The organism is Thaumasiovibrio clandestinus (genome assembly GCF_047250365.1).
In the GTDB taxonomy this organism is placed as follows: domain Bacteria; phylum Pseudomonadota; class Gammaproteobacteria; order Enterobacterales; family Vibrionaceae; genus Thaumasiovibrio.
This window is the reverse complement of the sequence record NZ_JBLBVL010000001.1, coordinates 136,135-162,320: the sequence shown is the minus strand read 5'-3', so window position 1 is coordinate 162,320 and position 26,186 is coordinate 136,135. Positions and strand designations below refer to the sequence as shown.

Annotated in this window: 26 protein-coding genes and 1 riboswitch; of the genes, 17 read left to right on the top strand and 9 right to left on the bottom strand. The window is 44.6% G+C overall.

Annotation, left to right across the window (positions count from 1 at the left end):
• The first annotated feature begins 26 nt into the window (after positions 1-26).
• The 6 genes from msbA to ACKLNH_RS00765 all read left to right on the top strand — a co-directional run bounded on the left by msbA (position 27) and on the right by ACKLNH_RS00765 (position 4,920).
• On the top strand, positions 27-1,787 hold the full coding sequence (gene msbA / locus ACKLNH_RS00790; protein ID WP_413110338.1) for a lipid A ABC transporter ATP-binding protein/permease MsbA: 1,761 nt from the start codon (positions 27-29) through the stop codon (positions 1,785-1,787).
• Positions 1,784-2,800: a tetraacyldisaccharide 4'-kinase gene (gene lpxK / locus ACKLNH_RS00785; RefSeq protein WP_413110337.1), complete on the top strand. Its 1,017-nt coding sequence runs from the start codon at positions 1,784-1,786 to the stop codon at positions 2,798-2,800. Before msbA ends, lpxK begins: the two co-directional genes overlap by 4 nt.
• Positions 2,781-2,975: a Trm112 family protein gene (locus ACKLNH_RS00780; protein ID WP_413110336.1), complete on the top strand. Its 195-nt coding sequence runs from the start codon at positions 2,781-2,783 to the stop codon at positions 2,973-2,975. Before lpxK ends, ACKLNH_RS00780 begins: the two co-directional genes overlap by 20 nt.
• The gene (gene kdsB, locus ACKLNH_RS00775) at positions 2,963-3,709 is read left to right on the top strand and encodes a 3-deoxy-manno-octulosonate cytidylyltransferase (protein WP_413110335.1); all 747 of its coding nucleotides are present in this window, start codon (positions 2,963-2,965) and stop codon (positions 3,707-3,709) included. The genes ACKLNH_RS00780 and kdsB overlap by 13 nt, the downstream gene beginning before the upstream one ends.
• A gap of 39 nt (positions 3,710-3,748) precedes the next feature.
• On the top strand, positions 3,749-4,234 hold the full coding sequence (locus tag ACKLNH_RS00770; protein WP_413110334.1) for a GNAT family N-acetyltransferase: 486 nt from the start codon (positions 3,749-3,751) through the stop codon (positions 4,232-4,234).
• A 173-nt stretch (positions 4,235-4,407) separates the two neighbouring features.
• Positions 4,408-4,920, top strand: coding sequence for an aminoacyl-tRNA deacylase (locus tag ACKLNH_RS00765; protein WP_413110333.1), 513 nt, complete (start codon positions 4,408-4,410; stop codon positions 4,918-4,920).
• 60 nt (positions 4,921-4,980) lie between these two features.
• On the opposite strand, the gene ACKLNH_RS00760 is transcribed toward ACKLNH_RS00765, so the two are convergent.
• The 3 genes from ACKLNH_RS00760 to ACKLNH_RS00750 form a co-directional block, all read right to left on the bottom strand.
• Positions 4,981-5,526 (bottom strand): hypothetical protein, encoded by a 546-nt coding sequence (locus ACKLNH_RS00760; protein WP_413110332.1) that lies wholly within the window; start codon positions 5,524-5,526, stop codon positions 4,981-4,983.
• A gap of 118 nt (positions 5,527-5,644) precedes the next feature.
• Complete coding sequence (locus ACKLNH_RS00755; protein WP_413110331.1) at positions 5,645-6,142, bottom strand: response regulator; 498 nt, start codon at positions 6,140-6,142, stop codon at positions 5,645-5,647.
• On the bottom strand, positions 6,135-8,081 hold the full coding sequence (locus tag ACKLNH_RS00750; protein WP_413110330.1) for an ATP-binding protein: 1,947 nt from the start codon (positions 8,079-8,081) through the stop codon (positions 6,135-6,137). The genes ACKLNH_RS00755 and ACKLNH_RS00750 overlap by 8 nt, the downstream gene beginning before the upstream one ends.
• 176 nt (positions 8,082-8,257) lie before the next feature.
• On the opposite strand from ACKLNH_RS00750, the gene ACKLNH_RS00745 reads away from it, so the two are divergent.
• Positions 8,258-9,535 (top strand): DUF945 family protein, encoded by a 1,278-nt coding sequence (locus ACKLNH_RS00745; protein ID WP_413110329.1) that lies wholly within the window; start codon positions 8,258-8,260, stop codon positions 9,533-9,535.
• A gap of 93 nt (positions 9,536-9,628) precedes the next feature.
• Here the strand turns inward: ACKLNH_RS00745 and ACKLNH_RS00740 are convergent, their stop codons facing one another.
• Positions 9,629-10,492 carry a fructosamine kinase family protein gene (locus ACKLNH_RS00740; protein WP_413110328.1) on the bottom strand — a complete coding sequence of 288 codons (864 nt, stop codon included), beginning with the start codon at positions 10,490-10,492 and terminating at the stop codon, positions 9,629-9,631.
• 527 nt (positions 10,493-11,019) lie between these two features.
• Between ACKLNH_RS00740 and thrS the strand changes: the two genes are divergently transcribed.
• The 10 genes from thrS to ACKLNH_RS00690 all read left to right on the top strand — a co-directional run bounded on the left by thrS (position 11,020) and on the right by ACKLNH_RS00690 (position 21,515).
• Positions 11,020-12,948: a threonine--tRNA ligase gene (thrS, locus tag ACKLNH_RS00735; protein WP_413110327.1), complete on the top strand. Its 1,929-nt coding sequence runs from the start codon at positions 11,020-11,022 to the stop codon at positions 12,946-12,948.
• Positions 12,949-12,951: 3 nt separating this feature from the next.
• Positions 12,952-13,503: a translation initiation factor IF-3 gene (gene infC, locus ACKLNH_RS00730; RefSeq protein WP_413110746.1), complete on the top strand. Its 552-nt coding sequence runs from the start codon at positions 12,952-12,954 to the stop codon at positions 13,501-13,503.
• A gap of 97 nt (positions 13,504-13,600) precedes the next feature.
• Positions 13,601-13,795, top strand: a complete 195-nt coding sequence (rpmI, locus tag ACKLNH_RS00725; protein WP_036832349.1) for a 50S ribosomal protein L35 — start codon at positions 13,601-13,603, stop codon at positions 13,793-13,795.
• Positions 13,796-13,834: 39 nt separating this feature from the next.
• Entirely contained in the window at positions 13,835-14,188 is a 354-nt protein-coding gene (rplT, locus tag ACKLNH_RS00720; protein ID WP_413110326.1) for a 50S ribosomal protein L20, read from the top strand.
• Positions 14,189-14,494: 306 nt separating this feature from the next.
• Positions 14,495-15,478, top strand: coding sequence for a phenylalanine--tRNA ligase subunit alpha (gene pheS / locus ACKLNH_RS00715; protein ID WP_413110325.1), 984 nt, complete (start codon positions 14,495-14,497; stop codon positions 15,476-15,478).
• Between the two features lie 18 nt (positions 15,479-15,496).
• Positions 15,497-17,884: a phenylalanine--tRNA ligase subunit beta gene (gene pheT, locus ACKLNH_RS00710; protein ID WP_413110324.1), complete on the top strand. Its 2,388-nt coding sequence runs from the start codon at positions 15,497-15,499 to the stop codon at positions 17,882-17,884.
• Positions 17,885-18,289: 405 nt separating this feature from the next.
• Positions 18,290-18,586 (top strand): integration host factor subunit alpha, encoded by a 297-nt coding sequence (locus ACKLNH_RS00705; RefSeq protein WP_413110323.1) that lies wholly within the window; start codon positions 18,290-18,292, stop codon positions 18,584-18,586.
• A 112-nt stretch (positions 18,587-18,698) separates the two neighbouring features.
• On the top strand, positions 18,699-19,676 hold the full coding sequence (locus ACKLNH_RS00700; protein WP_413110322.1) for a succinylglutamate desuccinylase: 978 nt from the start codon (positions 18,699-18,701) through the stop codon (positions 19,674-19,676).
• 98 nt (positions 19,677-19,774) lie between these two features.
• Complete coding sequence (gene btuC, locus ACKLNH_RS00695; RefSeq protein WP_413110321.1) at positions 19,775-20,770, top strand: vitamin B12 ABC transporter permease BtuC; 996 nt, start codon at positions 19,775-19,777, stop codon at positions 20,768-20,770.
• Positions 20,763-21,515, top strand: coding sequence for an ATP-binding cassette domain-containing protein (locus tag ACKLNH_RS00690; RefSeq protein ID WP_413110320.1), 753 nt, complete (start codon positions 20,763-20,765; stop codon positions 21,513-21,515). Before btuC ends, ACKLNH_RS00690 begins: the two co-directional genes overlap by 8 nt.
• Before the next feature lie 39 nt (positions 21,516-21,554).
• Here ACKLNH_RS00690 and ACKLNH_RS00685 read toward each other — a convergent pair whose 3' ends face one another.
• From ACKLNH_RS00685 to ACKLNH_RS00665, 5 genes are all read right to left on the bottom strand, one after another.
• On the bottom strand, positions 21,555-21,848 hold the full coding sequence (locus ACKLNH_RS00685) for a high-potential iron-sulfur protein (protein WP_413110319.1): 294 nt from the start codon (positions 21,846-21,848) through the stop codon (positions 21,555-21,557).
• 220 nt (positions 21,849-22,068) lie between these two features.
• A complete protein-coding gene (locus tag ACKLNH_RS00680) occupies positions 22,069-23,436 on the bottom strand; it encodes an alanine/glycine:cation symporter family protein (protein ID WP_413110318.1) in 1,368 nt (455 codons plus the stop codon).
• An 84-nt stretch (positions 23,437-23,520) separates the two neighbouring features.
• Positions 23,521-23,622, bottom strand: a riboswitch (glycine riboswitch).
• A 204-nt stretch (positions 23,623-23,826) separates the two neighbouring features.
• Complete coding sequence (locus tag ACKLNH_RS00675; RefSeq protein WP_413110317.1) at positions 23,827-24,744, bottom strand: 5-oxoprolinase subunit C family protein; 918 nt, start codon at positions 24,742-24,744, stop codon at positions 23,827-23,829.
• Positions 24,738-25,406, bottom strand: coding sequence for a 5-oxoprolinase subunit B family protein (locus tag ACKLNH_RS00670; protein WP_413110316.1), 669 nt, complete (start codon positions 25,404-25,406; stop codon positions 24,738-24,740). Before ACKLNH_RS00670 ends, ACKLNH_RS00675 begins: the two co-directional genes overlap by 7 nt.
• Positions 25,403-26,131: a 5-oxoprolinase subunit PxpA gene (locus ACKLNH_RS00665; RefSeq protein ID WP_413110315.1), complete on the bottom strand. Its 729-nt coding sequence runs from the start codon at positions 26,129-26,131 to the stop codon at positions 25,403-25,405. The genes ACKLNH_RS00670 and ACKLNH_RS00665 overlap by 4 nt, the downstream gene beginning before the upstream one ends.
• Positions 26,132-26,186: the final 55 nt, after the last annotated feature.

Below are 26,186 nucleotides of genomic sequence, written 5' to 3'. Positions count from 1 at the left end.
ATATCGTCTTTAAGTAGAAAACTGTTATGACAGAAAAAACAGATGTATCAACATGGCAAACGTTCAAACAGCTATGGCCATATATTAGTGAATTTAAAAAGGGATTGGTGGTGGCGGTTATTGCGCTTATCTTGGCTGCATTAGCTGATACTTTGCTGATCTCTATGATTAAGCCACTAATGGATGAAGGCTTTGGCTTTGAAAATTATGAGTCCAATTTCCTTGCCATGATGCCTGTTTATCTCATTGGTTTGATGTTAATGCGTGGGATAGGGAGTTTTGTTTCTAGCTATTGCATGAGCTGGGTGTCTGGTCACGTTGTGATGAAAATACGTCGTCGCCTGTTTAATCATTTTATGCACATGCCAGTGAGTTATTTCGACAAAGAATCCTCAGGTGCACTGCTCTCTCGTATTACCTATGATTCGGAGCAGGTTGCTTCTTCAACCAGTGGAGCGCTGGTAAATATCGTACGTGAAGGTGCGTCCATCATTGGCTTGATGGCACTAATGTTTTATCACAGCTGGCAATTGTCACTGATTATGATTCTAGTTGCGCCTGTTGTTGCTGTTGCTATCCGTATTGTTTCAAAGCGTTTTCGTAAAGTGTCTAAAAATATGCAAGATGCAATGGGACACGTGACCAGTAGCGCGGAACAGATGCTGAAAGGGCATAAGGTTGTACTGAGTTACGGTGGTCAAAAGGTTGAAAAACAGCGCTTTGAAGACGTTAGTAACCGTATGCGCCAACAGAGCATGAAGTTGGCGACGGCACAGTCTGCCGCTAACCCAATTATTCAGATCATTGCTTCTTCAGCGATGGTGGTTATCTTGATTATGGCGAACACGGAATCTATCCGCTCTGGTTTATCGGCGGGGACATTTGCTTTGGTATTTGGTGCGATGTTCGGCTTAATGCGCCCACTTCGTGGTCTTACGAATGTTACTTCGCAATTTCAACGTGGTATGGCAGCGTGTAATACGCTATTTGGTTTGATGGCATTAGAAACAGAAAATGATACGGGCACTTACGAAACCCCCCGCACTGCCGGTGAAATCGTTGTTGATAATGTTACGTTTACCTATCCAACCAAAGACACACCAGCACTACGCAATGTCAGTTTAACTATTCCTGCAGGCAAGACCATAGCCCTAGTGGGACGTAGTGGTTCAGGTAAGAGTACGATCGCGAATTTAATGACCCGCTTTTATGATATAGGCGCGGGTAGCATTAAACTTGATGGTCATAAACTAACCGAATATACGTTGGCTAATCTTCGCTCCCAAGTAGCGATCGTGTCGCAAAATGTTCACCTATTTAATGACACAATTGCCAACAATATCGCCTATGCGAGTGAAGGCAAATACAGTATTGAAGACATTAAGCGTGCTGCGGACTTAGCACATGCTACTGAATTTATTAATAATATGGACCAAGGCTTCGATACTGTTATTGGTGAGAATGGAGTTAGCCTGTCTGGTGGACAGCGCCAGCGATTAGCTATTGCTCGTGCGTTATTGCGTGATGCGCCTGTTTTGATATTGGATGAAGCAACCTCGGCATTAGATACCGAGTCTGAGCGTGCCATCCAAGGCGCACTCGATGAGTTACAGCGTGATAGAACGGCAATTGTCATTGCGCACCGTTTATCCACTATCGAAGGGGCAGATCAAATCCTTGTGGTTGATGAAGGCGAGATTATCGAACGCGGCACGCATCGAGAGTTACTTGATAAACAAGGGGCTTATGCTCAGTTGCACCATATCCAGTTTGGTGAGAGTGCATGATAGAAAAACTGTGGTATACGCCACGTTGGTATCATTACCTGTTATGGCCATTGCTGTGGCCATTCAGTTGCTTGTTTAAGAAAATATCAGAGACAAGGCGAGCTGGGTATTCTTCAGGAAAAAATGCAACGTTTCGTGCACCTGTACCTATTGTTGTGGTTGGAAATATCACCGCTGGAGGTAATGGCAAAACGCCTGTTGTCATTGGGATGGTGGAGTGGTTACAAACACAAGGGTGGAAACCAGGTGTTGTCTCTCGGGGGTATGGAGCGAAAGCCCCTTATTATCCGTACCCTGTAACGTCAGATGCTACCCCCGCTGAAGTGGGGGATGAACCCCTATTAATTCATCAGCGCACGGGAGTGCCCGTTGTGGTGGCGCCAAAGCGTAGCGAGGCAGTACAAGCTCTGCTGGATAGCGATATTGACGTCATTATCACCGATGATGGTTTGCAGCACTATGCGTTGGAACGTGACATTGAGTGTGTCGTAATTGATGGACAGCGCCGTTTTGGGAATGCGCAATATTTGCCGTTAGGGCCTTTACGGGAAGGGCTCTCTCGTCTTAACGAAGTGGATATCTTGATTTGCAATGGCGGAGAGCCACGGGCAGGCGAATGGGCGATGACGCTAAAGCCGAGTCATTTTGTCAATTTAAAGACGGGTGAACGCGTGACAGCAGAACACTTTACTGGTGTTTGTGATGCGGTCGCTATGGCAGGCATTGGTCATCCGCCTCGCTTCTTTAATACGTTGACAACAATGGGTATTTCTCTCGGTAAAACGGTGAGCTTTGCGGATCATCAGAGTTATCAATTCTCTCAGATTGCTTCTCTTGTAACGCCAGAGCAGACACTCTTGATGACAGAAAAAGATGCAGTTAAGTGTCGTCAGTTTTCACAATCTAATTGGTGGTATTTGCCAGTAGATGCGGAAATTGATATTGAAATGTATGAGATTCTATTGAGTCGATTAAGTCAGTACAAGGAACATTATGGATCACAGACTACTTGAAATTGTGGCTTGTCCACTGTGTCACGGTAAGCTTAATTTTGATAAAAATAACAACGAGCTAATATGCAAATTTGACCGTCTCGCTTATCCAATCCGGGATGGTATTCCCGTTTTATTGGAGACCGAGGCTCGACTTGTATCGGTTGATGAAGGTGATAAGCAATGTCATTTGTAATTGTTATTCCAGCTCGTTATCAATCTAGCCGCCTTCCTGGCAAGCCGCTAGCTGATATTGCCGGAAAACCGATGATTCAATGGGTATATGAGCAAGCGCGATGTACGGGTGCGGCTCGTGTCATTGTGGCAACGGATGACGCACGAATTGTGGATGTTGTTACCGCTTTCGGTGGCGAGGTCTGTTTGACTCGCAATGATCATAACTCGGGCACGGAGAGATTGGCTGAAGTGATGGAAATGTACAAATTTGACAGTGAAGAGATCATTGTCAATGTACAAGGTGATGAGCCATTGATTCCTTCCGTGGTGATTGAGCAAGTCGCACAAAACCTCGCTAATAACCCTTCCGCTCCAATGGCGACCTTAGCGGTACATATTGAAGATGAAGAAGAGGTATTTAATCCAAATGCTGTAAAAGTGGTGACTGATAAAGATGGCTTTGCGCTCTACTTTAGCCGAGCGACGATTCCCTGGGATCGCGATGCGTTTGCTAATAACTCAGCAGCCTCTCAGCCATTGAAGCGCCATATTGGGATTTACGGTTATCGCGCGGGCTTCATTAACCAGTATGTGAATTGGGAACCGTCGCCTCTGGAGCAAATAGAAGCACTAGAGCAGTTGCGTGTACTTTATTATGGTCAAAAAATCCATGTCGATATCGCACACGAAGTGCCACCGGCAGGGGTTGATACGCCGGAAGACCTAGAAAAAGTCCGTAGCATTCTAGCGTAGTGACCGACGATGGGTATCGTTATCAAGGAGAGTACTCGGGTGCGCAATCGCATTAAAGAAATTCAACCTCAACATGATGCTCAGATCTGTCAGATCATAAAACAGGTCGGGGAAGAGTTCGGCGCAGTAGGTGAAGGCTATGGTCCTTCAGATGCAGAAGTTAGCGCAATGAGTCGGCATTATGGCGAAGAAAACGCCAGTCGCTACTTTGTAGCATGTGTAGATGGACATATTGTTGGTGGAAGCGGTATTGCAGCCTTTAATGGCAGCCATACAGTTTGTGAGTTGCGTAAGCTATTTTTGTTACCTGAAAGCCGTGGTTTAGGCATAGGCCGAGAGCTAACCGAAGCGTGTCTAGCGTATGCAAGAAGCAACGGTTATCAGCGATGCTATTTAGATACGTTACAAAGTATGACATCTGCCATTGCGCTGTATGAATCGTTAGGTTTTAAGCAATTAGATAAACCATTAGAAGGAACTATTCATAATGGTTGTGATGTCTGGATGTTGAAAGAGCTTATTTAGACATTGCTAGCAATAACTTAACGATTAAAAAGCCCTGAATAGTTCAGGGCTTTTTATTTGCGCTTGCTGATATTGTTACTGACAATATCGCCAAAAATGCCATTGTCACCCATACTTGTGAAGTAACGTTGAAACTCATGTAATGTTATTTCATAAGAGGTGGAGGTGTTCTAATGGCTATGGCATTGACTGTTGGGCAATTTTTGAATAGTCATCATATTGATTTTAGCCTGACAAAACATCGGCATACAGATACATCCTATAGTTCAGCTGTTTCGGCCCATGTTCCAACATCACAGGTGGCAAAAGCGGTGATGTTAAAAGATCGAAATGATGATTTGTTGATGGCGGTTGTGCCCTCTAATCGCAGGGTCATGATCAATAAAATAAACCAGATGACTGGAAAACAATATTATCTGATTGGAGAGCATGAGCTATCCACTATCTTTCAAGATTGTGAACCAGGGGCGGTTCCTTCATTGGGACAAGCTTATCAAGTTAATATGATTATTGATGATGCGCTTTGGGAGCAAGAAGAGGTCTATGTTGAAGCGGGAGATCATGAAAACTTGGTGCACCTAGAGGGCAAGCAGTTCCATAAGCTCATGCATGGCGTTGAACATAAGAATATCAGCGGTTATCGTTTCACTCCTGCCCACGATGGACGAAATTGGGAGTGGGAGTAAGCGGTGTTAAAAAAAGCCCATGGCGATTCATAGCCATGGGCTTTTTTTGTTCGGCTTATTCTAGAATAAGAAACGGGTGGTGATCAGTATTTGGTCACCATAAGCATAATTGAATCGGCCCTCTACACCCAATGAAAATAATTCAGTGGCATGGAAACGGCTATGCACCATACCAAAGGTATCATCTTCACCACCAATGGTTGCATGACCGATTTGTCCACCAACTTCTAGTTGTGGACCTAGCCATTGGCGCACACCTAGATTGATTTCCATCCCCCAGTCCCCAGAAGAGCTGGTAGAGCGATCTTTATGCATGCGAGCTTTTAGCTCGCCGTGAACGTCTGCCCAGTTATTGACTGGTGCATGAAATCCAACACCAACGCCCAAATCAAGGTCACGATCAAATTCAGAATCGATATTGGCGATAAAGTGTGCATTCGGGTGGATTGATTTGCTAATAGCTGCACCATAAGTAACAGGGCTAATGCCGATTCGAGCTTCCATATAGTCATAGCTAAAGTTGCTCATTGCTGTTTGTGCATGAGCGAGGGTAGCTACACTTGATGTTGCCAGCAACAGTCCCGTTGCTAATAGTGTTTTACGCATAGTTGAACCTGTAAATTCCCCAAAATTAAGATGTTATTTTATTGATAACAGTGCTAAATCACAATAGATAATCATCGTTGTTAATAATCTTGATGAGATTTTAGACAATAAGGCGGTGCTATTCGCCAAAGCTGGAACGGTTGTCACTCATTGCTTTCAGTATTCGTTCAGTATTTAGCACTGACATCCAAGGCATTAGCTCTTTTTCCGTCTCTATCACGAAGGTGGTAAGCTGTTCGGTGATCGTGTGGCAGAGTGCCTCTTTTTGCCATGGTTTGGTAATGAAATAATCAAGGCTTGCATGATTAACAGCCTCAATGGTCTCATCTAATCCAGCTTGACCAGTTAATAATAGTTTTCGGCAGTTAGCGGTTGCCTTTTGTTGCGACAACGAGATAAGGAATTCTACCCCAGTGGTGTTTGGCATGATGTGGTCACACAAAGCCAAGGCTAAGGTAACGCCGTCTTTTGTCGCTTCGTCGATAACCTGCTGTGCTTCAGCAACGCTTTCACACGCCTCGACAATAAAATGAGATTCAAATTCACTGAGGTCATTTAACACACTGTCAAGTACCTCTCGCTCATCGTCGATACACAAAATAAGATACTTATTCATGATTATTCTCCTCACTTTCTTTTAATATGGGTAGGGTTATGGTGACAGTGGTGCCTTCGCCAACGGTTGAATGCATAGTAATCCCTCCGCCGTGTTGACGAACAATTTGTTGGCATACAGATAAGCCAATCCCGAGCCCAAAGTTACCTTCTCGCTTGGTTGTGAAATTAAGTTCAAACACTTTATTTAAAACATCTGCGGCAATGCCAGCGCCGTTATCTGCAAACTCTATTTGTACATTCGATTGCCCATCTTTACTCACTAATGCCGTTGTTACGCGTATTTCACCATGTGTAGGCATTGCATCTAGTGCATTGGCAATCACATTGGTCCAAACCTGTTGTAGTGCAATGGGACGGCAGCGAACTAGCGGTAATGCTGCATAATTTTTGATCAATTTGTGGTGTTTAAGCCGATTCTCAAAAATGATCAGTGTGTCTTCAATTCCTTCATGGATATCGGTGGTTTGAATGTTTTCTTCATCTTGTCGCGCATAACTTTTAAGGCTCTTTACCATGTCAGCGATGCGTTTTGCGCAGACACTGATTGAACGTAAGAAACTGCCTACTTGGTAATAGTGCTCCCACTCAATCAATGTGGTTTGCAACTGTTTGCCCTGAGGTATTAGCCATTCACTCAATTTTGGCTCTTCGTCGAGCCCCATTTTGACGATTCTTTTGGCGACATTTCTATCATCAGCCACGGTTTGTATTTGTTTTGCCCGTTGCCGGATATCCGCAGTGGATATTGGACGTGATGTCATCGCATAGCGCAGAATGTCGTTTCCTCGTTGCTGGTTAACTTGATCAAGAGGGGAGTCGGTAACACTGGAGATGGTTTCTTGCAATGTTTCACTATTGCGTAATATGGCGGCAACGGGGTTATTCAGTTCATGGGCGACACCAGCGACGAGTTGACCAAGCATCGCCATTTTTTCTTTTTCGATCAGTTGCGATGAGGCTGCTTCAAGCTCTTTGATTGTGTGCTGAAGGCGCATCTCCGTTCGAATAGCGTTTTTAATTCGACGATTAAAATGGCGAAGGAGCAGGTTAGTAAATAGTGGCAGTAAATCAGAGCGCGAATTCATCACTTTGTTGAATAGCGTTCTGTCGAGTTTTATGACTTGAGTTTGGCTTAATGTTATTCCGGTGGAGAAAGAAGCATCACCACTCACAAAGGACATCCCTCCTATGAGGCTGCCACTTTGATGGCGAATAACCTCATGTTGCTGGCCCGATTTATCGGCTTTATACAGCGCGATTTCGCCTTTCGTGATGAACCAGAGGTGATGATTGGGCTCACCTTCTCGTGTCAATACATGGCCTTTGCTATAGGTGCGGCAAGCGTGGGTTTCATCATTGTCGTTAAAGAATTCATAGAGTGCATCTATAACTTGTTCAGCCAGCAAAGCGTCATTTAACGTATGTGGGGCAGTATTAAACCCGGAACGAAACTGGGTTATCTGCCGCTCTAGATAGGCTTTATTAATTTGACGTTTATCCAACACTGGCGCATAAGTGAGCCATTCGTTATGTGGCTTACTCAAAATGAACTGAGTTAACTCTTTGATCACAACCTGCTGGAGCAGGTGAGGTTGCCAACCAGGTGTCATACAAAAGCTGAGCTGCCCAGCATTAACAATATCAATCAACCCATTAAAGTGTTCATTATGAGTAAAAAGGATGGTGCTAGAGCTTTGGCCTGGGCTGGTTTTTTGCAGGTAAATAAGAAAATCTATGGTGTGCTGGTCACGATCATCACACAGGAGGAGCGCCACTTTTTTTTGTTTGAGGTGCAGATTGTGCGTAAGCCCTTTTGCGGTATCTGAGTTATCTGCAAAACAGACATCAAAGTTATCGTTTAAGAATGATAGGTTTTCTGCAAGGGCTTGCCTTAATGATGTATCTGCAGTCAGACACAGAATCACATATTGTTTCACAGCATCTCCTTATGATGACAGGTTAAGTGTACGGTAATTTTTGCGATTGGAATTTGATTCGCTTTGCAACTTTGATGATTTGTCTATTTGAAATGAAGAGAAATGTTACTGATTGATAACTAGGACAAAATAATTTTATCCGTTACACTACTCTGAATTAGTAAACAAGGAATATAATGATGAAACGATATTTTGCTGCAGGCGGTGCCGTGCTCTTAGCCGCATGTTGGCCTTTGGCTGTAGGTCAAATTGGGCAGCTACTGTATCAAGACCATGTCGTGATTGAAGAAAACGCCAATGTCGTGGTGGATTCATATGATTATCAACGTGGTTACTTATCCAGTGACATCTATACGAACTTTACTTTTACTGGTCCAGCGGCAGAGGCACTTTTAGAGGATGGTTTGCCGATCAGTTGGCAGGTGCACTCTCAGGTGCAACATGGCTTATTATCGATTACGACCGACAATGTCTTGTTGTTGGATGAGAACCAACGCTTAGTCGTGGATAATATTTGGGGTAGCCAAATAGAGCCGTTGCATGTCAAAACCGTCTCTCAACTCAATGGCCAAACAGAGATTGAAGTCGTTCTCAATGCACTGAATTATGAAGAGAGTGGTGACATCGTTTCTTCCGACACGGTGACGCTTCAAGGCAGTGTCGGCCTTGAAGGTAATGAAGCTTGGTCGTTAATGATGCCGGCGTTTTCTATTAGCTCATCAGATGATGAGCGTATCATGCTAAAAGATCTCAATGTGAGTTTTGAGGGCGTGTATGATGATGGGTTCTGGTTAGGTACACAATCGGTGTCGGTGGCATCAGTGGCGTATGAGTCGTCGTATCAGCGTGTTCATTTCGATAATTTAACCTTCTCCTTGTTAAATGACCTTCAAGAGGAATATAAATTTAGTCACAATAACCGTTGGAAGCTTCAAGGGGTTGAAGTCGACGATATGCTTGTGATGCGCGATCTTACCCTTGATGTTGATCTACAAGGTCTTGACTATAAGGCAATAAAGCAGCTGGCTGGATTGGCCGACGGCATGGATGATCAGCAACGTCTTATTGATGAAAATGATGTGGCATTGGGATTAGACCTGCTTTTCACTCAGGGAATTGATCTTTGGGGTTTTAATCTTGGTGGTAAATTTGAAGATAAAGACTTCTCTATTGATGGTCGTTTTACTCTACCAGCAGGTGTTGCTAGGGTGTCGCAAAATCCTTTTGCTGCGCTAGATGTGATTTCTGGTGCGGTAGAAATAAGTGCTCAAAAAGAGTTGGTTGATACATATGGTGTATTGCTACTTGAACAGTTACCAGCATGGCTTGAGCAAGGCATTGTGGTGGAAAATGGCAATGACTATCAAACACGAATTGGGCTAGAAAAAAGTCAGTTAGTCTTTATGGATGACAGCTCATTACCAATATTTGCACTTTTGATGTTGCTTTTGTAGGCGGTGGATAAACAAAGGCCCTGATCAGGGCCTTTGTTGTATCTGGAATATAAGTTGAAAGTAGCACGCTGGCGAATGGCGACACCCAATTATTTATAGCAGGTCATATTGGGCCAATGTTTGTGTTATCTGGCTTTTGTATTCATCGCCAAATACGTTGAAGTGATTTAAAAGATGGTACAAATTGTACAATGCCTTTCTATCACTGTATCCCGCGTCCAGTGGCCAAACATTGTTATAGCCGTTGTAGAACGCTTCTGGGAAGCCAGAAAATAGTTCAGTCATCGCAATATCACACTCTCTATCTCCCCAATAGCTGGCTGGGTCGAAAATCACTGGGCCATCAACTGTTAATGCGCAATTTCCAATCCATAAGTCACCATGCAGTAATGAGGGTTTTGGCTGATGGTGTACGAGTAGTTTGGCAACACGGCTGACAATGGTATCAATATTTCCAAATTGATGGCCTTTCTCCGCAGCAAGTTGCAATTGCCAGCCAATACGCTGTTCGGCAAAGAACGTATTCCACTTTCTATGCCAAGGGTTGGGCTGAATGGTCGTGCCAATATAGTTGTCCGTGTCAAAACCAAATTCAGCTTGTTCTGCCGATTGATGAAGATGCGCTAGTTGCTGACCGAGGTAAAAAGCACTCTCGCTGTCGATGGGGCGCATGGGTAAATATTCCAAGATAATAAATGCATGCTCTTTACAAGTACCAACATGTACAAGTGGCGGGGTTGCTATTGTGTTTGATTGGGCTAGTTGAGCTAGGGATTCCGCTTCAGCTTCAAAATTTGCAAGATGAGACCTGTCGTTTACTTTTATAAAGTAACGGATCTCATCTGAACTACTGATACAGTAGCAGTCATTAAGCTCACCACTGAGTGGCTTCTTTTCTTTGAGCGTAAAAGGAAAACCGGTAACTTCGCTTATTTGCTGACTGATAGCCTGCCACATAGTAACCCCTTACAATTATTGGTGGTTTTGCTTTATTATCTTAGACTAAGAATAGGTTAGGGGACTGTGCCTTACCACACGTTTCTTGGTGAATTCTTATTATTGAATGTAGCTGGGCAGTGAATACTTCTTTTCGCAAGAATCGATGTGCCATGTTTAGCGAGAGAAATCTAACCACTTTGGGTTTATTCGCTTTGATAGAGTAGCCCTATTTAAGCCCGTATTTTACTCAAGTTAAGCCCCGCATTTAACTTGGAGTGTATACTATTTAGCCGTCGGACGTGCTCTTGTACAGTTTAACCAAGCATCAGAATAAAAACCGTAGCCTTTGACTTTCCTTTTACGCTAAATTCTGTAAGATTGTGCACCAGTTTTGTGTGACAAATTTGATTTGTACCAAATTTCATACAGATAGGAAGTGGTGAGTAGATTGCGCATTAATACTAAATTAACGATCTACTAACCGAACTCAAAAACAAGAATTTATACGTGCTACTTGGTAGGTGGCACCACTGTAAGGACTATACATGCCTGTAATTACTCTTCCTGACGGTAGTCAACGTCAATTTGATAACCCTGTTTCAACGATGGATGTCGCGGCCGATATTGGCCCGGGTCTAGCTAAAGCGTGCATTGCCGGTCGCGTTGACGGTGAACGTGTTGATGCGTGTGATTTGATTGAGCACGATGCCAATCTAGCGATTATCACAGCGAAAGATGACGATGGATTAGAAATCATTCGTCACTCATGCGCCCACCTTTTAGGTCATGCAATTAAGCAGTTGTACCCAGAAACGAAAATGGCAATTGGTCCGACGATCGATAACGGTTTCTATTATGATATCGACCTTGATCGCCCTCTAAATCAAGATGACCTTGAAGCGCTAGAAAAGCGCATGAAAGAGTTGGCTAAGACTAAGTACGCTGTTATCAAAAAGAGTGTTAGCTGGCAAGAAGCGCGAGACACATTTGAAGCTCGCGGCGAAAGTTACAAAATGGAGATTCTAGACGAGAACGTTTCTCGCGATGATCGTCCAGGTCTATACCATCACGAAGAGTACATTGATATGTGCCGTGGCCCTCATGTTCCAAACATGAGCTTTTGCCAGCATTTTAAATTGTTAAATGTTGCCGGCGCTTATTGGCGTGGTAATAGTGAAAATAAGATGCTTCAGCGCATTTATGGTACTGCATTTGCTGACAAGAAAGCATTGAAAGCACACCTAGTACGTTTAGAAGAAGCAGCGAAGCGTGACCACCGTAAAATCGGTAAGCAACTTGATCTATACCATATGCAGCAAGACGCGCCGGGAATGGTGTTCTGGCATCACAATGGTTGGACGATTTTCCGTGAGCTAGAAGTTTTTGTTCGCGACAAACTGACTGAGTATGATTATCAGGAAGTGAAAGGCCCATTAATTATGGACCGTGTACTGTGGGAGCGTTCAGGTCACTGGGACAAGTACGCCGAAAACATGTTTACCACGAACTCTGAAAATCGTGAGTATGCATTGAAACCGATGAACTGTCCTGGTCATGTTCAGATCTTTAACCAAGGTTTGAAGTCGTACCGTGACCTTCCACTACGTATGGCTGAGTTTGGCTCATGTCACCGTAATGAGCCATCAGGTGCGCTACATGGCCTTATGCGTGTACGTGGTTTCACTCAAGATGATGCTCATATCTTCTGTACAGAAAATCAAGTTCAAGATGAAGTCACTTCTTGCATCAAAATGGTGTATGATACGTATTCAACATTCGGATTTGAAAATATCGTTGTTAAATTATCTACACGTCCAGAGCAGCGCGTTGGTTCGGATGACATGTGGGATAAAGCCGAGGCTGGCCTTAAGCAAGCATTGGAAGATAACGGTGTAGCATATGAGATTCAAGAGGGCGAAGGTGCCTTCTATGGACCTAAAATTGAATTCACACTACATGATTGCTTAGATCGTGCATGGCAATGTGGTACAGTTCAGCTAGACTTTGCTCTACCAGAGCGTTTAGGCGCGACGTATGTAGGTGAGGATAATGAACGTCACGTACCAGTAATGATTCACCGTGCTATTCTTGGTTCGTTAGAGCGTTTCATTGGTATTCTTATTGAAGAGTACGCAGGTTTCTTCCCAACTTGGTTGGCTCCTCAGCATGCTGTTGTAATGAACATTACTGACAGCCAAGGTGATTATGCGCAAGAAGTTGTGAAAAAATTGCAAAAAGCTGGATTTAGAGTCAATGCGGACTTGAGAAATGAGAAGATAGGCTTTAAAATCCGCGAACACACTTTGAAGCGAGTTCCGTTTATGCTTGTTTGTGGAGACAAAGAAGTAGAAGCTGGTGAGATCGCGGTGCGTACCCGTAAAGGTAAAGATTTGGGTAAATTCAAGATTGACGACTTCGTTGCTTATTTACAGCAAGAAGTCAGCAGTCGAACGCTGAACATTTCGGAGGAATAAGATATTAAAGGCGCAAGAAGAGGCCAACAGCCGGCAAAACAAAATGCACATCGCTTGAACGAAGAAATTCGTGGCGTACAAGAAGTACGCTTAACAGGTATTGATGGCGAAGCTATTGGTGTCGTTTCTATTGAAGAAGCGATAAATGCAGCGTATGATGCCGGCGTTGATTTGGTAGAAATCAGTCCTAATGCCGAGCCACCAGTCTGTCGAGTGATGGACTATGGCAAATATCTCTTTGAAAAGAGCAAGGCTGCTAAAGAGCAAAAGAAAAAGCAAAAACAAGTTCAGGTTAAGGAAATTAAATTCCGTCCTGGCACAGATGTGGGCGACTATCAGGTAAAACTGCGCAACCTGGTTCGCTTCATTGAAGAGGGTAACAAAGTCAAAGTAACGATCCGCTTCCGCGGCCGTGAAATGGCGCACCAAGACATCGGTGTAGACGTGTTGAATCGTCTGAAGGAAGACACAGCTGAAATCGCAGTTGTTGAAAGCTTCCCGACGCGAATCGAAGGTCGTCAGATGATCATGGTTATTGCCCCAAAAAAGAAGTAATTAGAGCAATCAAGTAGATAAAAGCCTGCTTGCAAGAGCAGGCTTTTGTTTCGCCTAATTACACTGTTATTAACTATTAACAATGCGGAGTCTCATCATGCCTAAGATGAAATCCAACAAAGGCGCTGCTAAGCGCTTCAAAAAAACCGCTGGTGGTTTTAAGTTCAAGCACGCAACCAAACGTCACATCCTGACCAAGCGTACTACTAAGAACAAACGTCAGCTACGTCCAAACGCTATTCTTCCTAAGTGTGAAGTAGCAGCTGTTGCACGTATGCTTCCGTTCGCATAATTCGTTTTTAGTCTTACAAAATTTAGTTAGGAGTTACACATGGCTCGCGTAAAACGTGGTGTACAAGCTCGTGCACGTCACAAGAAAGTTCTTAAACAAGCTAAAGGTTACTACGGTGCACGTTCACGCGTTTACCGCGTAGCTTTCCAAGCAGTTACTAAAGCTGGTCAATATGCTTACCGTGACCGTCGTCAACGTAAGCGTCAGTTCCGTCAACTGTGGATTGCTCGTATTAACGCTGCTGCTCGTCAGAACGGCATGTCTTATAGCCGTCTAATCAACGGTCTTAAGAAAGCGTCTATCGAAATCGATCGTAAGATCCTTGCAGATATCGCTGTATTCGACAAAGCAACATTTACTGTTCTTGTTGAAAAAGCGAAAGCTGCTCTGTAATTTTTTACAGTTCGGTATTCAAAAGGGGAGCCATTTGGCTCCCTTTTTTAGATCTATGTATTGTGGTGTTATCTCTGCACGCAAGTGAGTATTTAGGAATATCGCGTGTATTGAGGTTTAGAAGTGAACAAATACGACCTCCTTTGATTATCAGCGGGCTATGTTGAGTTCCAATTGCACTTTTTTTATTCATTATCTTGTTTTTCTTAAGATTAGAATTGGCATTAGCAGCAGCTTTCTTTACTATGTAACGCTACATAAAAAACATCTCCAATGGACGCCACCTAAGGGGTGGATGAGGAAATCATGCAACAACTAGACGAGATCCTAGCCAACGCAACGGCAGCAATTGAGCAGGCAGAATCGCTTGTCGCTCTTGACGAAGTTCGTGTCCAGTATCTGGGTAAAAAGGGTGAATTAACCCTTCAGCTACAGAGCTTGGGTAAACTTCCACCAGAAGAGCGTCGCGAAGCTGGTCAAAATATTAATAAAGCAAAGCAGGCAGTTCAGCAGGCGATTGCAGCACGTAAAGATGAGCTTCAGCGTGCTGAGCTAGAAGCTAAACTGGCGGCAGAGAGCATTGACGTAACTATGCCTGGTCGTCGCATCGAGAACGGTGGTTTGCACCCTGTTACTCGTACGGTTGAGCGTATTGAACAATTTTTCGGTGAGCTGGGCTTTAATGTTGAAGCCGGACCAGAAATTGAAGATGCATTTCATAACTTTGATGCGTTGAATATTGCAGAAGATCATCCAGCACGTACTGATCATGACACCTTCTTCTTCAACCCTGATTTAATGCTGCGTACTCACACGTCAGGCGTACAGATCCGTACCATGGAAAACGGCAAGCCACCTTTCCGTTTTATCGCTCCGGGTCGTGTGTACCGTAATGATTACGATCAAACGCACACGCCAATGTTCCACCAAGTGGAAGGTATGTTGGTGGATGAAAACGTCAACTTTGCTCAGCTAAAAGGTGTTCTGCATGACTTCCTATGCAACTTCTTTGAAGAAGAAGTGGAAGTGCGTTTCCGTCCATCTTACTTCCCATTCACTGAGCCTTCTGCTGAAGTAGACGTTAAAGGCAAGAATGGTAAATGGTTAGAGGTTCTTGGCTGCGGTATGGTTCACCCGAACGTACTTCGTAGTGTAGGTATCGACCCTGAGAAATACTCTGGTTTTGCATTTGGTATGGGCGTAGAGCGTCTAACCATGCTTCGTTATGGTGTAAACGATCTACGTGCGTTCTTTGAGAACGACCTTCGTTTCCTAAAACAATTTAAGTAATCCAGAGGTTTAATCACTATGAAATTCAGCGAATCTTGGCTTCGTGAGTGGGTTAACCCTGCGGTTACTACTGACGAACTAACTCACCAAATTACTATGGCTGGTTTAGAGGTCGACGACGTTCTGCCTGTAGCTGGTTCATTCACCGGTGTTAAAGTGGGTCAGGTTGTTTCTTGCGAACAACACCCAGACGCAGACAAGCTGCGTGTAACGAAAGTAGATGTTGGTGCTGAAGAGCTACTCGACATTGTTTGTGGCGCATCAAACTGTCGCCTTGGTATTAAGGTTGCTGTTGCTACTGTGGGAGCAGTATTGCCAGGTGACTTTAAAATCAAGAAAGCAAAGTTACGTGGCCAGCCTTCTCACGGGATGCTGTGTTCGTTCACTGAGCTGGGTATTGATGTTGAGTCTGACGGTATTATGGAGCTTGCAGAGGACGCAGTACTAGGTACTGACTTCCGTGAATTCCTTGGCCTAGAAGATGTGACAGTGGATGTTGATCTGACAGCAAACCGTGCCGACTGCTTTAGCATTCGTGGTTTAGCGCGTGAAGTGGGGGTATTGAACCGTACTGACGTGACTGAGCCTACGATCAATGCAGTCGCTACCGCAATCGAAGATACGGTATCTATCGATGTAACAGCGTCTGAAGCTTGCCCTCGTTATCTTGGCCGTATTGTTAAGAACGTGAACGTTAAAGCTGAAACACCACTTTGGATGCAAGAAAAACTGCGTCGCTGTGGTATCCGCTCTATCGATCCGGTTGTTGATATCACCAACTTTGTTCTACTTGAGCAAGGACAACCAATGCATGCGTTCGATCTGGCTAAGATCGAAGGCGGTATTGTTGTGCGTATGGCAGAGCAGGGCGAAAAGCTGACTCTTCTAGACGGCACTGAAGCAGAGCTAAATGCAGATACGCTAGTGGTGGCTGACCATACTAAAGCACTGGCGATTGCTGGCGTATTTGGTGGTGAGGGATCTGGTGTAAACAGCGAGACACAAGATGTGTTGCTTGAGTGTGCTTTCTTTGCACCTGACCATATCCGTGGTCGCGCGCGCAGCTACGGTCTTCATACTGACTCATCAATGCGTTTTGAGCGTGGTGTAGATTTCGCTCTGCAATACAGTGCAATGGAGCGTGCAACACAGCTTCTTGTTGAGATCTGTGGCGGTGATGTTGCACCTGTTGTTGGTGTTGAGTCAGAGGCTGACCTACCAAAGCCTAACACCGTGACGCTGCGTCGCACGAAGTTGGACAACTTGCTTGGCCACCCTATCGCAGATGCTGACGTAGTAGAGATCCTAGAGCGCCTTGGCCTTGCAGTAGAAGTAACAGCTGAAGGCTGGACAGCAACAGCGCCGACATGGCGTTTTGATATTGCTATTGAACAAGATCTTGTTGAAGAAGTCGGCCGTATCTACGGTTATGACAACATTCCTAATCAAGCGCCCGTTGCAGCATTGAGCATGAATGATCATAAAGAAGCCAACCTACCGCTTAAGCGAGTACGTGACCTTCTTGTTGATCGTGGTTACCACGAAGCGATCACCTATAGCTTTGTTGAACCAGAGCAGCAAGCTCTGATTGTTCCCGGTGTTGAGCCACTTGTTCTGCCGTTCCCAATTTCTGCAGATATGTCAGCAATGCGTTTAGGCTTAATTCAAGGCCTTCTTAACACCGTTGCCCACAATCAGAAACGTCAACAGCCACGTGTTCGTTTGTTCGAATATGGCTTACGCTTTATTCCTTGTGAGTCGGCAGAAAATGGCATGCGCCAAGAGCCGATGCTTGCTGGTGTTATTGCTGGAAACCGTGCCGAAGAGCATTGGGATATCGAAAGCAATACGGTGGATTTCTTCGATCTGAAAGGTGACTTGGAAGCGGTACTTGAGCTGACAGCTAACGATGTTGCGTTTGGTTTCAAGCCAGCCAAACACCCAGCTCTGCACCCTGGCCAAACTGCTGCTATTGTTGTTGATGGCAAAGAGGTTGGTGTGATTGGTACAGTTCACCCAGAGCTAGAGCGCAAGTTTGGCCTAAACGGTCGCACGATTGTGTTCGAAATCGAGTGGAATAGCATTAATACTCGTGAGCTTCCTGAAGCTGTTGTGGTGTCTAAGTTCCCAGCAAACCGACGCGATATAGCGGTTGTTGTTAGCGAAGATATTGCCGCTGGCGACGTTATTGAAGCATGCCGTGCAAACGGTGGTGAATTACTGACAGGCGTTAACTTGTTTGATGTTTACCGTGGTAAAGGCGTAGAGGAAGGGCAGAAGAGTCTTGCGATCGCATTATCACTGCAATCAGTTGAACGTACACTGGAAGATGCTGACATCTCTGGCGCGGTGGACAGCATAGTTACCGTACTTGGTGAGCGCTTTGGTGCAAGCCTACGTGACTGATAAATAAGCAATTAATTAAAAAGCAGCCAATGGGCTGCTTTTTTTTTGCACGAATGACGCATACTGACAAAATAGTCATGTTGACTGCTTTGGTGTTATTTTTAGGTTCTTTTGTTGGTTTTTTTAGTTTATGCAGACGAAAGTGTTGTCAGGTAGGGATTTGTTGTTCAACTGTTTGCATTTAAGTAGAGTAATATCACTGATATTTATGATTTTTTTATGGGTAATTCATAAGAAAAAAATTGGCGTAAATTAGCTGGTTGACATAAACTTGGGTTAAGTTGTTGTCTCATAGGTTAAATTCTTCTTTGCATAATTATTGTATGGAGCTATTTTTATAGAGATAACGGATGGTCGCGTTAACAAATAACGCATATGTTCAACATTGTCTTGAGGGAATTATCTATGGCGCTCACGAAAGCCGATTTGGCTGAGAACCTGTTTGAGAAAGTTGGATTAAACAAGCGGGACGCCAAGGATACGGTAGAAGTGTTCTTTGAAGAGGTTAGAAAGGCGTTGGAATCAGGCGAGCAAGTAAAGTTGTCAGGTTTCGGTAATTTTGATCTGCGAGAAAAAAACGAAAGACCAGGTCGCAATCCGAAGACCGGTGAAGATATTCCGATTTCTGCTCGTCGGGTTGTTACATTTAGACCAGGGCAAAAGCTAAAAGCACGAGTGGAAACCCTAAAAGTCGAAGAGTAACGCGCTGTCATAAAAAGCTCTGCTATGCGGAGCTTTTTGTTATGTGTGACTCGCCGATATAGCACAAAGCCTGCCCGTACCAATGCGTGCTTGCAGCGCAGAGAGTCGTGCGATGGATATCCAATATGCATTAAATCGATATGGCTTTGCAGAAACCGTTTTGCGTGAGCTAACGCATTTGAGCGAAGCGTTTGTTCAACAGGGCCATCGGTTTCATTGTTTGGGCGCTGGTGTTATTGAAGTGGCGCCCTTAAATGTCACACGTGCTGCTGTTATTGTTTCAGTAGGTGTGCATGGTGATGAAACAGGCCCAATAGAGCTTGTTGATGCCTTATTTAATGACCTTTTGCAAGGAAAGCTGACACTGCGTAAGCGAGTGTTATTTATTCTTGCTCACCCCGAAGCAGTAAAAGCCCATACTCGTTTTATTGACACTAATTTGAATCGTTTGTTTGGTGGGCAAGGGGGTAGCACGCTAGAACACCTGCTAGCGCGAAACTTGACAGCGATCATTCGCAAATTTTATGTCTCAGCAGAGGAACGATGGCATCTTGATTTGCATAGTGCGATAAGAGACTCTCACCATTATGCGTTTGCCGTTAGGCCTTTTACGACGCCGCCCTTGCCGACTCAGCAATTGTTCTGTTTTCTCTTTCATGCTGGTGTTGAAGCGGTGCTTGAATCAACGACGCCGTCATCGACATTTAGTTGGCATAGTGCGCATTACCATCGAGCATTAGCCGTCACGGTTGAGTTGGGGCAGGCCGCACCGTTTGGACGGAATGAGTTATTACAGCGTCACCCATTTCGATCGACGTTAACGGCATTTATTGAAGATAAACTCGATTTGAACGGTGATGAACAACCATTAGTTTATGTCGTGAATCGAGTACTGACGCGTAAGAGCAATAATTTTAAATTTGATTTTCCTTCATCTCTTGCCAATTTTACCCTCTTAAATGAAGGACAGCGTATAGCGACTAACGGTGATGTGTTAATTACTGCACAAGCTGGAGAAATGGTCGTATTTCCTAATCCCTCTGTTCCGATCGGCCAACGCGCTGCATTACTGGTTGTTGAGAAAAAATGAACAACTGTTCAGCAAACGCGCGGGTAAATTTAAACCACGCTTCATGATAAGAGTCATCTCTGCTATGGTGTCGATGAATAGCATTAGTGTGGCGAGTTATGGAATTACAGCAACTAAATCAGAATCATGCAGCTAGATGGCGCAAAGCTATTTGGCTGATACTTACAGCGCTTATTGGTGTTTGTCTTATCGGCGTTGCAGCAGGCGAGCAGTGGATTTGGCCGTTGAGCAGTTTGTCTGAGTTTGAATCTCTATTGGTTTGGCAATTGCGGTTACCTAGGGTCGTTGCTGCATTTGCGGTGGGTGCGATGTTGGCGACGTCAGGAGCAAGCCTTCAGGTTGTTCTTGGCAACCCTTTAGCTGAGCCTGGTATTCTTGGTGTTTCTGGAGGGGCAAGCTTATTCGTTATTATTCTTATGTTTTTCTTTCCTCACTTCACCCACCCCTATTTAATGATGGTTTTGGCAATTGCTGGGGCTCTCGTATTTACCTTTATTCTCGTTAGTTTAAGTGCTTGGCGTCGACTAACGACAGCGAGAATGCTGTTAATTGGTATAGCGTTGGGGATATTGGCAAATTCAGTCGTCACATGGGTATTTTACTTCAGTGCAGACATGAATCTACGCCAGTTGCTCTATTGGCTGATGGGCAGTGTCTCCGGAATTACTTGGCCTCAACTTTCGATTTTATTGTTGCTATTTCCTGTTGTAGCTTGGTTGTGCACTCAGGGTAGGTTGCTTGATACGTTGCTGTTGGGGGATGTTATGGCTTCCCAGCTCGGTGTAGACACGCGCGCAGTGCGTTTAAAGCTGATCGCTGTGATAGCAGTGCTTGTTGGGGGAAGTGTTGCGTTAGCCGGGGTTATTGGCTTTATTGGACTTGTTATTCCTCATATTCTTCGATTATGGATAGGTACGGAACATCGTTATTTATTACCACTTTCAGCTTTGGCTGGCGGTGGTTTGCTTGTCTTCGCTGATACTTTATCGCGGCTATTGCTTGTCTCAGCAGAGCTGCCTGTTGGTGTGGTGACTGCCACACTAGGTGCGCCAGTATTTGTATGGCTTTTATTGCGAGGAGACAGTGATGCTTGAATTATATGATGTAGGATTGGCACATCGTTTACGCCATATTACGATGAAGATAGAAGAAGGCAGCTTGGTTCACTTCGTCGGGCCTAACGGTAGTGGTAAAAGCTCGTTGATCAGCGTCATGTCGGGTTTAGAACCCTTCAATGGACAGTTACATTGTAACGGTGAACGCATTGATAAATGGTCATTGAGTGAGCTGGCGACCTATCGAGGGTATTTAGCACAATATTCAAGGCCTCAATTTGACCTTTCTGTTTTGCATTATATCAACACGGTGATTCATCGTTTAAATGTCTCGTCGGAAACCGCCGTGCGTGAGGTATTGGCCATACTTGATGATTTTCTACATTTCTCTCATCTGTTTTCTTCTCGGGTGAATCAATTATCTGGTGGTGAGTGGCAGCGTGTTCGTCTCGCCTGTATTTTTTTACAAGCTTGGCCGACAATCAATCCTAACATGCGCTATTTATTATTGGATGAACCTGCAACAGGCTTAGATATTTATCATCAAAAAGCGGTGACAAAAATCACCCAGCAATTAACCCGGGCAGGTTTAACCGTGGTGGTAGTTAGTCACGATTTAAACGATAGTTTGATGAATGCGGATCGTGTTGCAGTTTTGACCAACAGCAAATTGTATGCATTTGGTGCGTCAGAGCATGTGTTAACACCGCAAACCTTACATGATGTGTTTAATGTTGAAGCTAAGTTACATCAAGTTGCCAGTCGTTCACTGTTGGTGTGGTAATAAAAACCAGTGTAATGGACACTGGTTTTGTCGGGCAGACTAAGGCTTTGCAACCCACGCAGTACACCAGCCATTTGCTGAGACGAGCTTGCCAGGGAATATTGCACAAGGGCGCCACTCATCCCCGGAATTACCTTGCAGTAACGCGCAGTTGTTACAGTTTTTTCCTCCTCGGTCAGATTGATGCACATATTTAAGAGCACTGGCTTGTGCATCTGATTCTTCCAGTTTAGGCGTGTCAGCGTGTGCACGTCCGATGAGGCTATCTCCGGCAGACACGGCAATGACACCACCGACGGTCAGTTTTAGAAATTGTCGCCTTGATGTTTTCATAGCTAAGCTTTCCCTCTACACGTACATCTGTTTAGTATATAAGTTTGTAACATAGTGCAAGGGTTGGTATTTCACATTTTCATTATTGCACGGTGTATTTTTGTGAGAGATGTGAGCACAAAGGGTCAATGGAAGGTTAAGTGTGTGACGTTGCCTTTTTAGTTGAAAAAAGGGATAGAGCCCAGATTCGCTCTATCCCTCGATTTGTGACGGCGTCACTCTATTCTGCGGTAGCCTGTTTTAACTCTGGTTTTTGAGGCTGAAAATAGAGTTGTGTTTCCGCAACGATAACATGGCGAAGCATCAATAACCCAATGAGGTTTGGTATTGCCATTAAACCATTCACAATGTCAGCGATAACCCAGATCATGTCGAGTTGTAAGAATGCCCCCATCGCCACTAGGATTAAAAAGAATACCTTGTAGGCTTTTACTGCTCGCAGTCCGAATAGATAAACCACACAGCGCTCACCGTAATAGTTCCACCCTAAAATGGTAGTAAAAGCAAAAAAGCTTAAACCAATTGAGACCATTAAGGGCCCCCAGTAGGCAGAATTTAGTCCAGTAGAGAAGGCGTATGTTGTCATCGCCGCACCAGAATAATCACTCTGCCATGCGCCAGTGAGTACCAAGGTCAATCCGGTCATGGTACAGATAATGATCGTGTCGAAGAAAGTCCCCGTCATAGAGATTAGGCCTTGGCGTGCAGGTGAGTCTGTTTGAGCGGCTGCGGCTGCCATTGGCGCGCTACCTAGACCTGACTCATTAGAGAAAACACCACGAGCGACACCAGCTTGTATTGCTAGCATGATACCAGCACCAAGAAAACCACCTGTAGCTGCTGTTGGTGTAAAGGCACTGCTAATCACCAATGCAATCGCTGCTGGAACATCTGCGGCGTTAGTACCAAGAACGATAAGGCATGCGATGACATAAAATACGGCCATGGAAGGTACAATTTTGCTGGCTACTTTGGCAATCGACTGAATGCCGCCCAGAGTAACTGCGGCTACGAGGGTAGTAAGTACGGCAGCGGTTAGCCATTTAGGCACAGAGAGAGCTAAATCTGCTGCATCGACAATCGCATTGACCTGCGGAAATGTGCCGATACCAAAACAGGCAACACCAAGCGCAAAGAAGGCAAATAGTTTAGCAAGCCATTTATTACCAACGCCTTTCTCGATGTAGAACATCGGCCCACCGATCATGGCACCGTTAGCATCTTTTTCTCTGTATTTTACAGCAAGTAGACATTCTGCATATTTGGTGGCCATACCAAAAAGTGCAGCCATCCACATCCAAAAAAGCGCCCCTGGACCACCTAGTTTAATGGCGGTTGCAACACCAACGATGTTACCAGTACCGATAGTGGCAGAAAGTGCAGTACATAATGCAGCGAAGCTCGATACATCCCCTTGCCCTTTTAAAGGCTTAGAGAAGACAAGTTTTAATGCAGTGGGAAGGTGGCGTATTTGTAGCGCACCTAAACGTACGGTGAAATAGAAGCCAGTGCCAACTAATAGTAGCAGCAGTGGTGGTCCCCAAACGAAATTATCAATTGTTACGAGGTATGAGTGAAGTGATTGCATAGTTCCTCCTTTTAAAATACGAAAGGAGGAGACAGAGATCTGATGTTAGATCGCACGGCGATGCATGGTGGATTAACACCAGCTCTTATCCCCTCTGTCCTTTTGCCTGAGAGTTTGACCTGTTTGTAATTAAACAGGCTTGCTCCTTCGGCGTCCGATTTAACGGATCTCTCCAGAGGTTCCTCCAACAGCAGTCCATGCCTTTTCAGGCGCCTGAAAGATTTACTTCTTCGGCGTACGTAACCGTACTCTCCAGCTGTCTTCATCGGAACACAAATTGTCGACAAGGATAGTAATAAATTGATAACCCTTTGTCTTTAAAAAAAAGCATAAAAAAACAAAAAAGCACCTATTGGCTAGTTTGTAATCGTTATGTATTACTGTTAGTTCTTATTTAATGCCAAAAAATTGACAGAAGTGATGCCATTTGTCTTGTGCGACTGTTAACGAAGACGGATAAAAGTGAATGTTCTGTGAGGGTTGGCATTGTGCTAGTTTTGCGAGATCAATTTTTCTGACAGTCCCCAGCTTCGGGTAGCCTCCAATGGTTTGGCGATCATTAAACAAAATGATCGGCTGGCCGTCTGGTGGAACTTGAATGGCGCCGAGTACGATTCCTTCTGAAATTAATCCTTGTTTGGTGTAACGAAGAGGTTCTCCTTTCAGAAGGTAGCCCATGCGATTACTTTGTGATTGAACCTGATAGTTTGAGTTGAAAAACGTCTGCATGCTATCAGGGTCAAAGCTGTCATGTTGATAGCCCAAAATGACGCCCATTGCGGTGGGTTTAAGGTAGTTAGGGATCCAACGTGGTGAGAGAGCCTTAACTGAGCAGTGCTGAGTGTAAGCAGGATATGGGAGCATGTCGCCAGACGATAGCGCGTGACCATTTAATCCGCCAAGCCCATTTCGGCAGACGGTGCTTAGGCTATTTAGCGACATTGGAATGGTAAAGCCGCTCTTTAGTGCTAGGTAGAGGTAATTACCGGAAGAAAAACCAGCGATAGTGAGTTGATCGCCTGCCTGAATGCGTATGGATTGCCATGGTTGTATGGGTTTGGCATTCAGTGTTAGTTTTGCAGGTGCTCCACATAAAGCAATAATGGTTGGAGCATGAAATGTAAATTGACATAAGCCAATCGCTATCTCGATAGCTGCAGTGTTCGGCGGGTTATCTATTAATTTGTTGGCCCAACAAAAGGCGTGAATGTCCATTGGTCCTCCTTGGCTCAAGCCGAAGCGAGCGACACCAAAGCGACCTAAGTCTTGCAGTGTAGATAGGGGACCAGAGCGAACAACTTCTAGCATGCGTTATCCTGATATTGGTGGTATTCATGTTGGGAGATCGATGTAAACTGCACTTGGTCACCGACTTTAAGCAGACTTTTATCTGGATGCTGGGGATCAAAAAGATCTAGCGGGCAACGGCCTATAACATGCCAGCCGCCGGGTGAATCGCTAGGGTAAATTGCCGTTTGTCGTTCAGCAATAGCGACGCTACCTGCAATTACACTGCGTGGTGTAGCCAATCTTGGCAACTGCAAACTTGGCGGTAGTTCAGCAAGAAATCCAAATCCCGGTAGAAAGCCAATCGCACAACACGTATAGGGGGCACGAGTGTGGAGGTCAATCAATGCTTGTACTGAGAGTTGCAGTGTCTCACAGATCTCATCAAGATGGGGGGCAACGCTAGTGTGGTAAAAAACGGGAATGGTTACAGTGCATACAGGTGTCGAATCATATACGTCGATGTTGAAGCGTTCAATTATTGCTATCGCGGTTTGAGGTTTAACATTAAATCCAAATTCCACCAATAACGTGGTGTAGGATGGGGTTAATTCAATTACATCATGTTTAAAGGTGTCTGTTATTTTATTACTGAGCGCTTTGATCTTCGCGGGAAAGGTGAGATCGATCTGGTCGCCAAAGGTCACCATCAAACTGTTTTCGTTAATTTGATGAACTTTCATGAATACGTATCAATCCATTGGCGTATTTTTGCGATTTGTGCAATGGCTGCGAGGTTATCTCCATGCACGCAGGCACTGTCGATGGGGATATAAAGGCGCTCACCTTCAATGGGTTCTATATAGCCTTGTGCTAATGTTTGAATGCGCTGTTGAATATCTTTGTAGTGATTAATTAGGGCACTAGGGTGATGGCGAGGGAGAAGGTAACCTTTTGAATCGTAGTGACGATCAATGAAAACCTCGAAAATTAGTGTCGTATGATATTTTGCCGCGATGTTGCTGAGCTGCTCATGTTGTGGGCAGGATAAGACCATTAGCGGCAGAGCCAATTGTCCAGCGGTTTCAGCAATCACTTCGAATAACTCCCGATCCGCCATCATGCTGTTATAGAGTGCACCATGCGGTTTTATATAGCTAACACGAACACCAGACAGGGCTGCGAGTGATTTTAGTGCACCCACTTGATAGGCAATGAGAGCACGTATTTCGTCATGGCTGTGTTTTATCGGACGTCGCCCAAATCCCAGCTTGTCATTGTAGCCGGGATGTGCACCGACTTTGACGTGATGTTGAGCTGCCAAATTTAGGGTGTTCATCATTATTAACGGATCGGAGGCATGAAAGCCACAGGCGATATTGGCCATATCGAGATATGGAAAAAGCGCAATGTCATTTCCCATCGTCCACGCGCCGTAGCTTTCTCCGACATCACTATTGATCAACATTGCAACCTCATATTTTAACTGATTGTTAAAGCAAGCATAACAATGCTTTACTTAA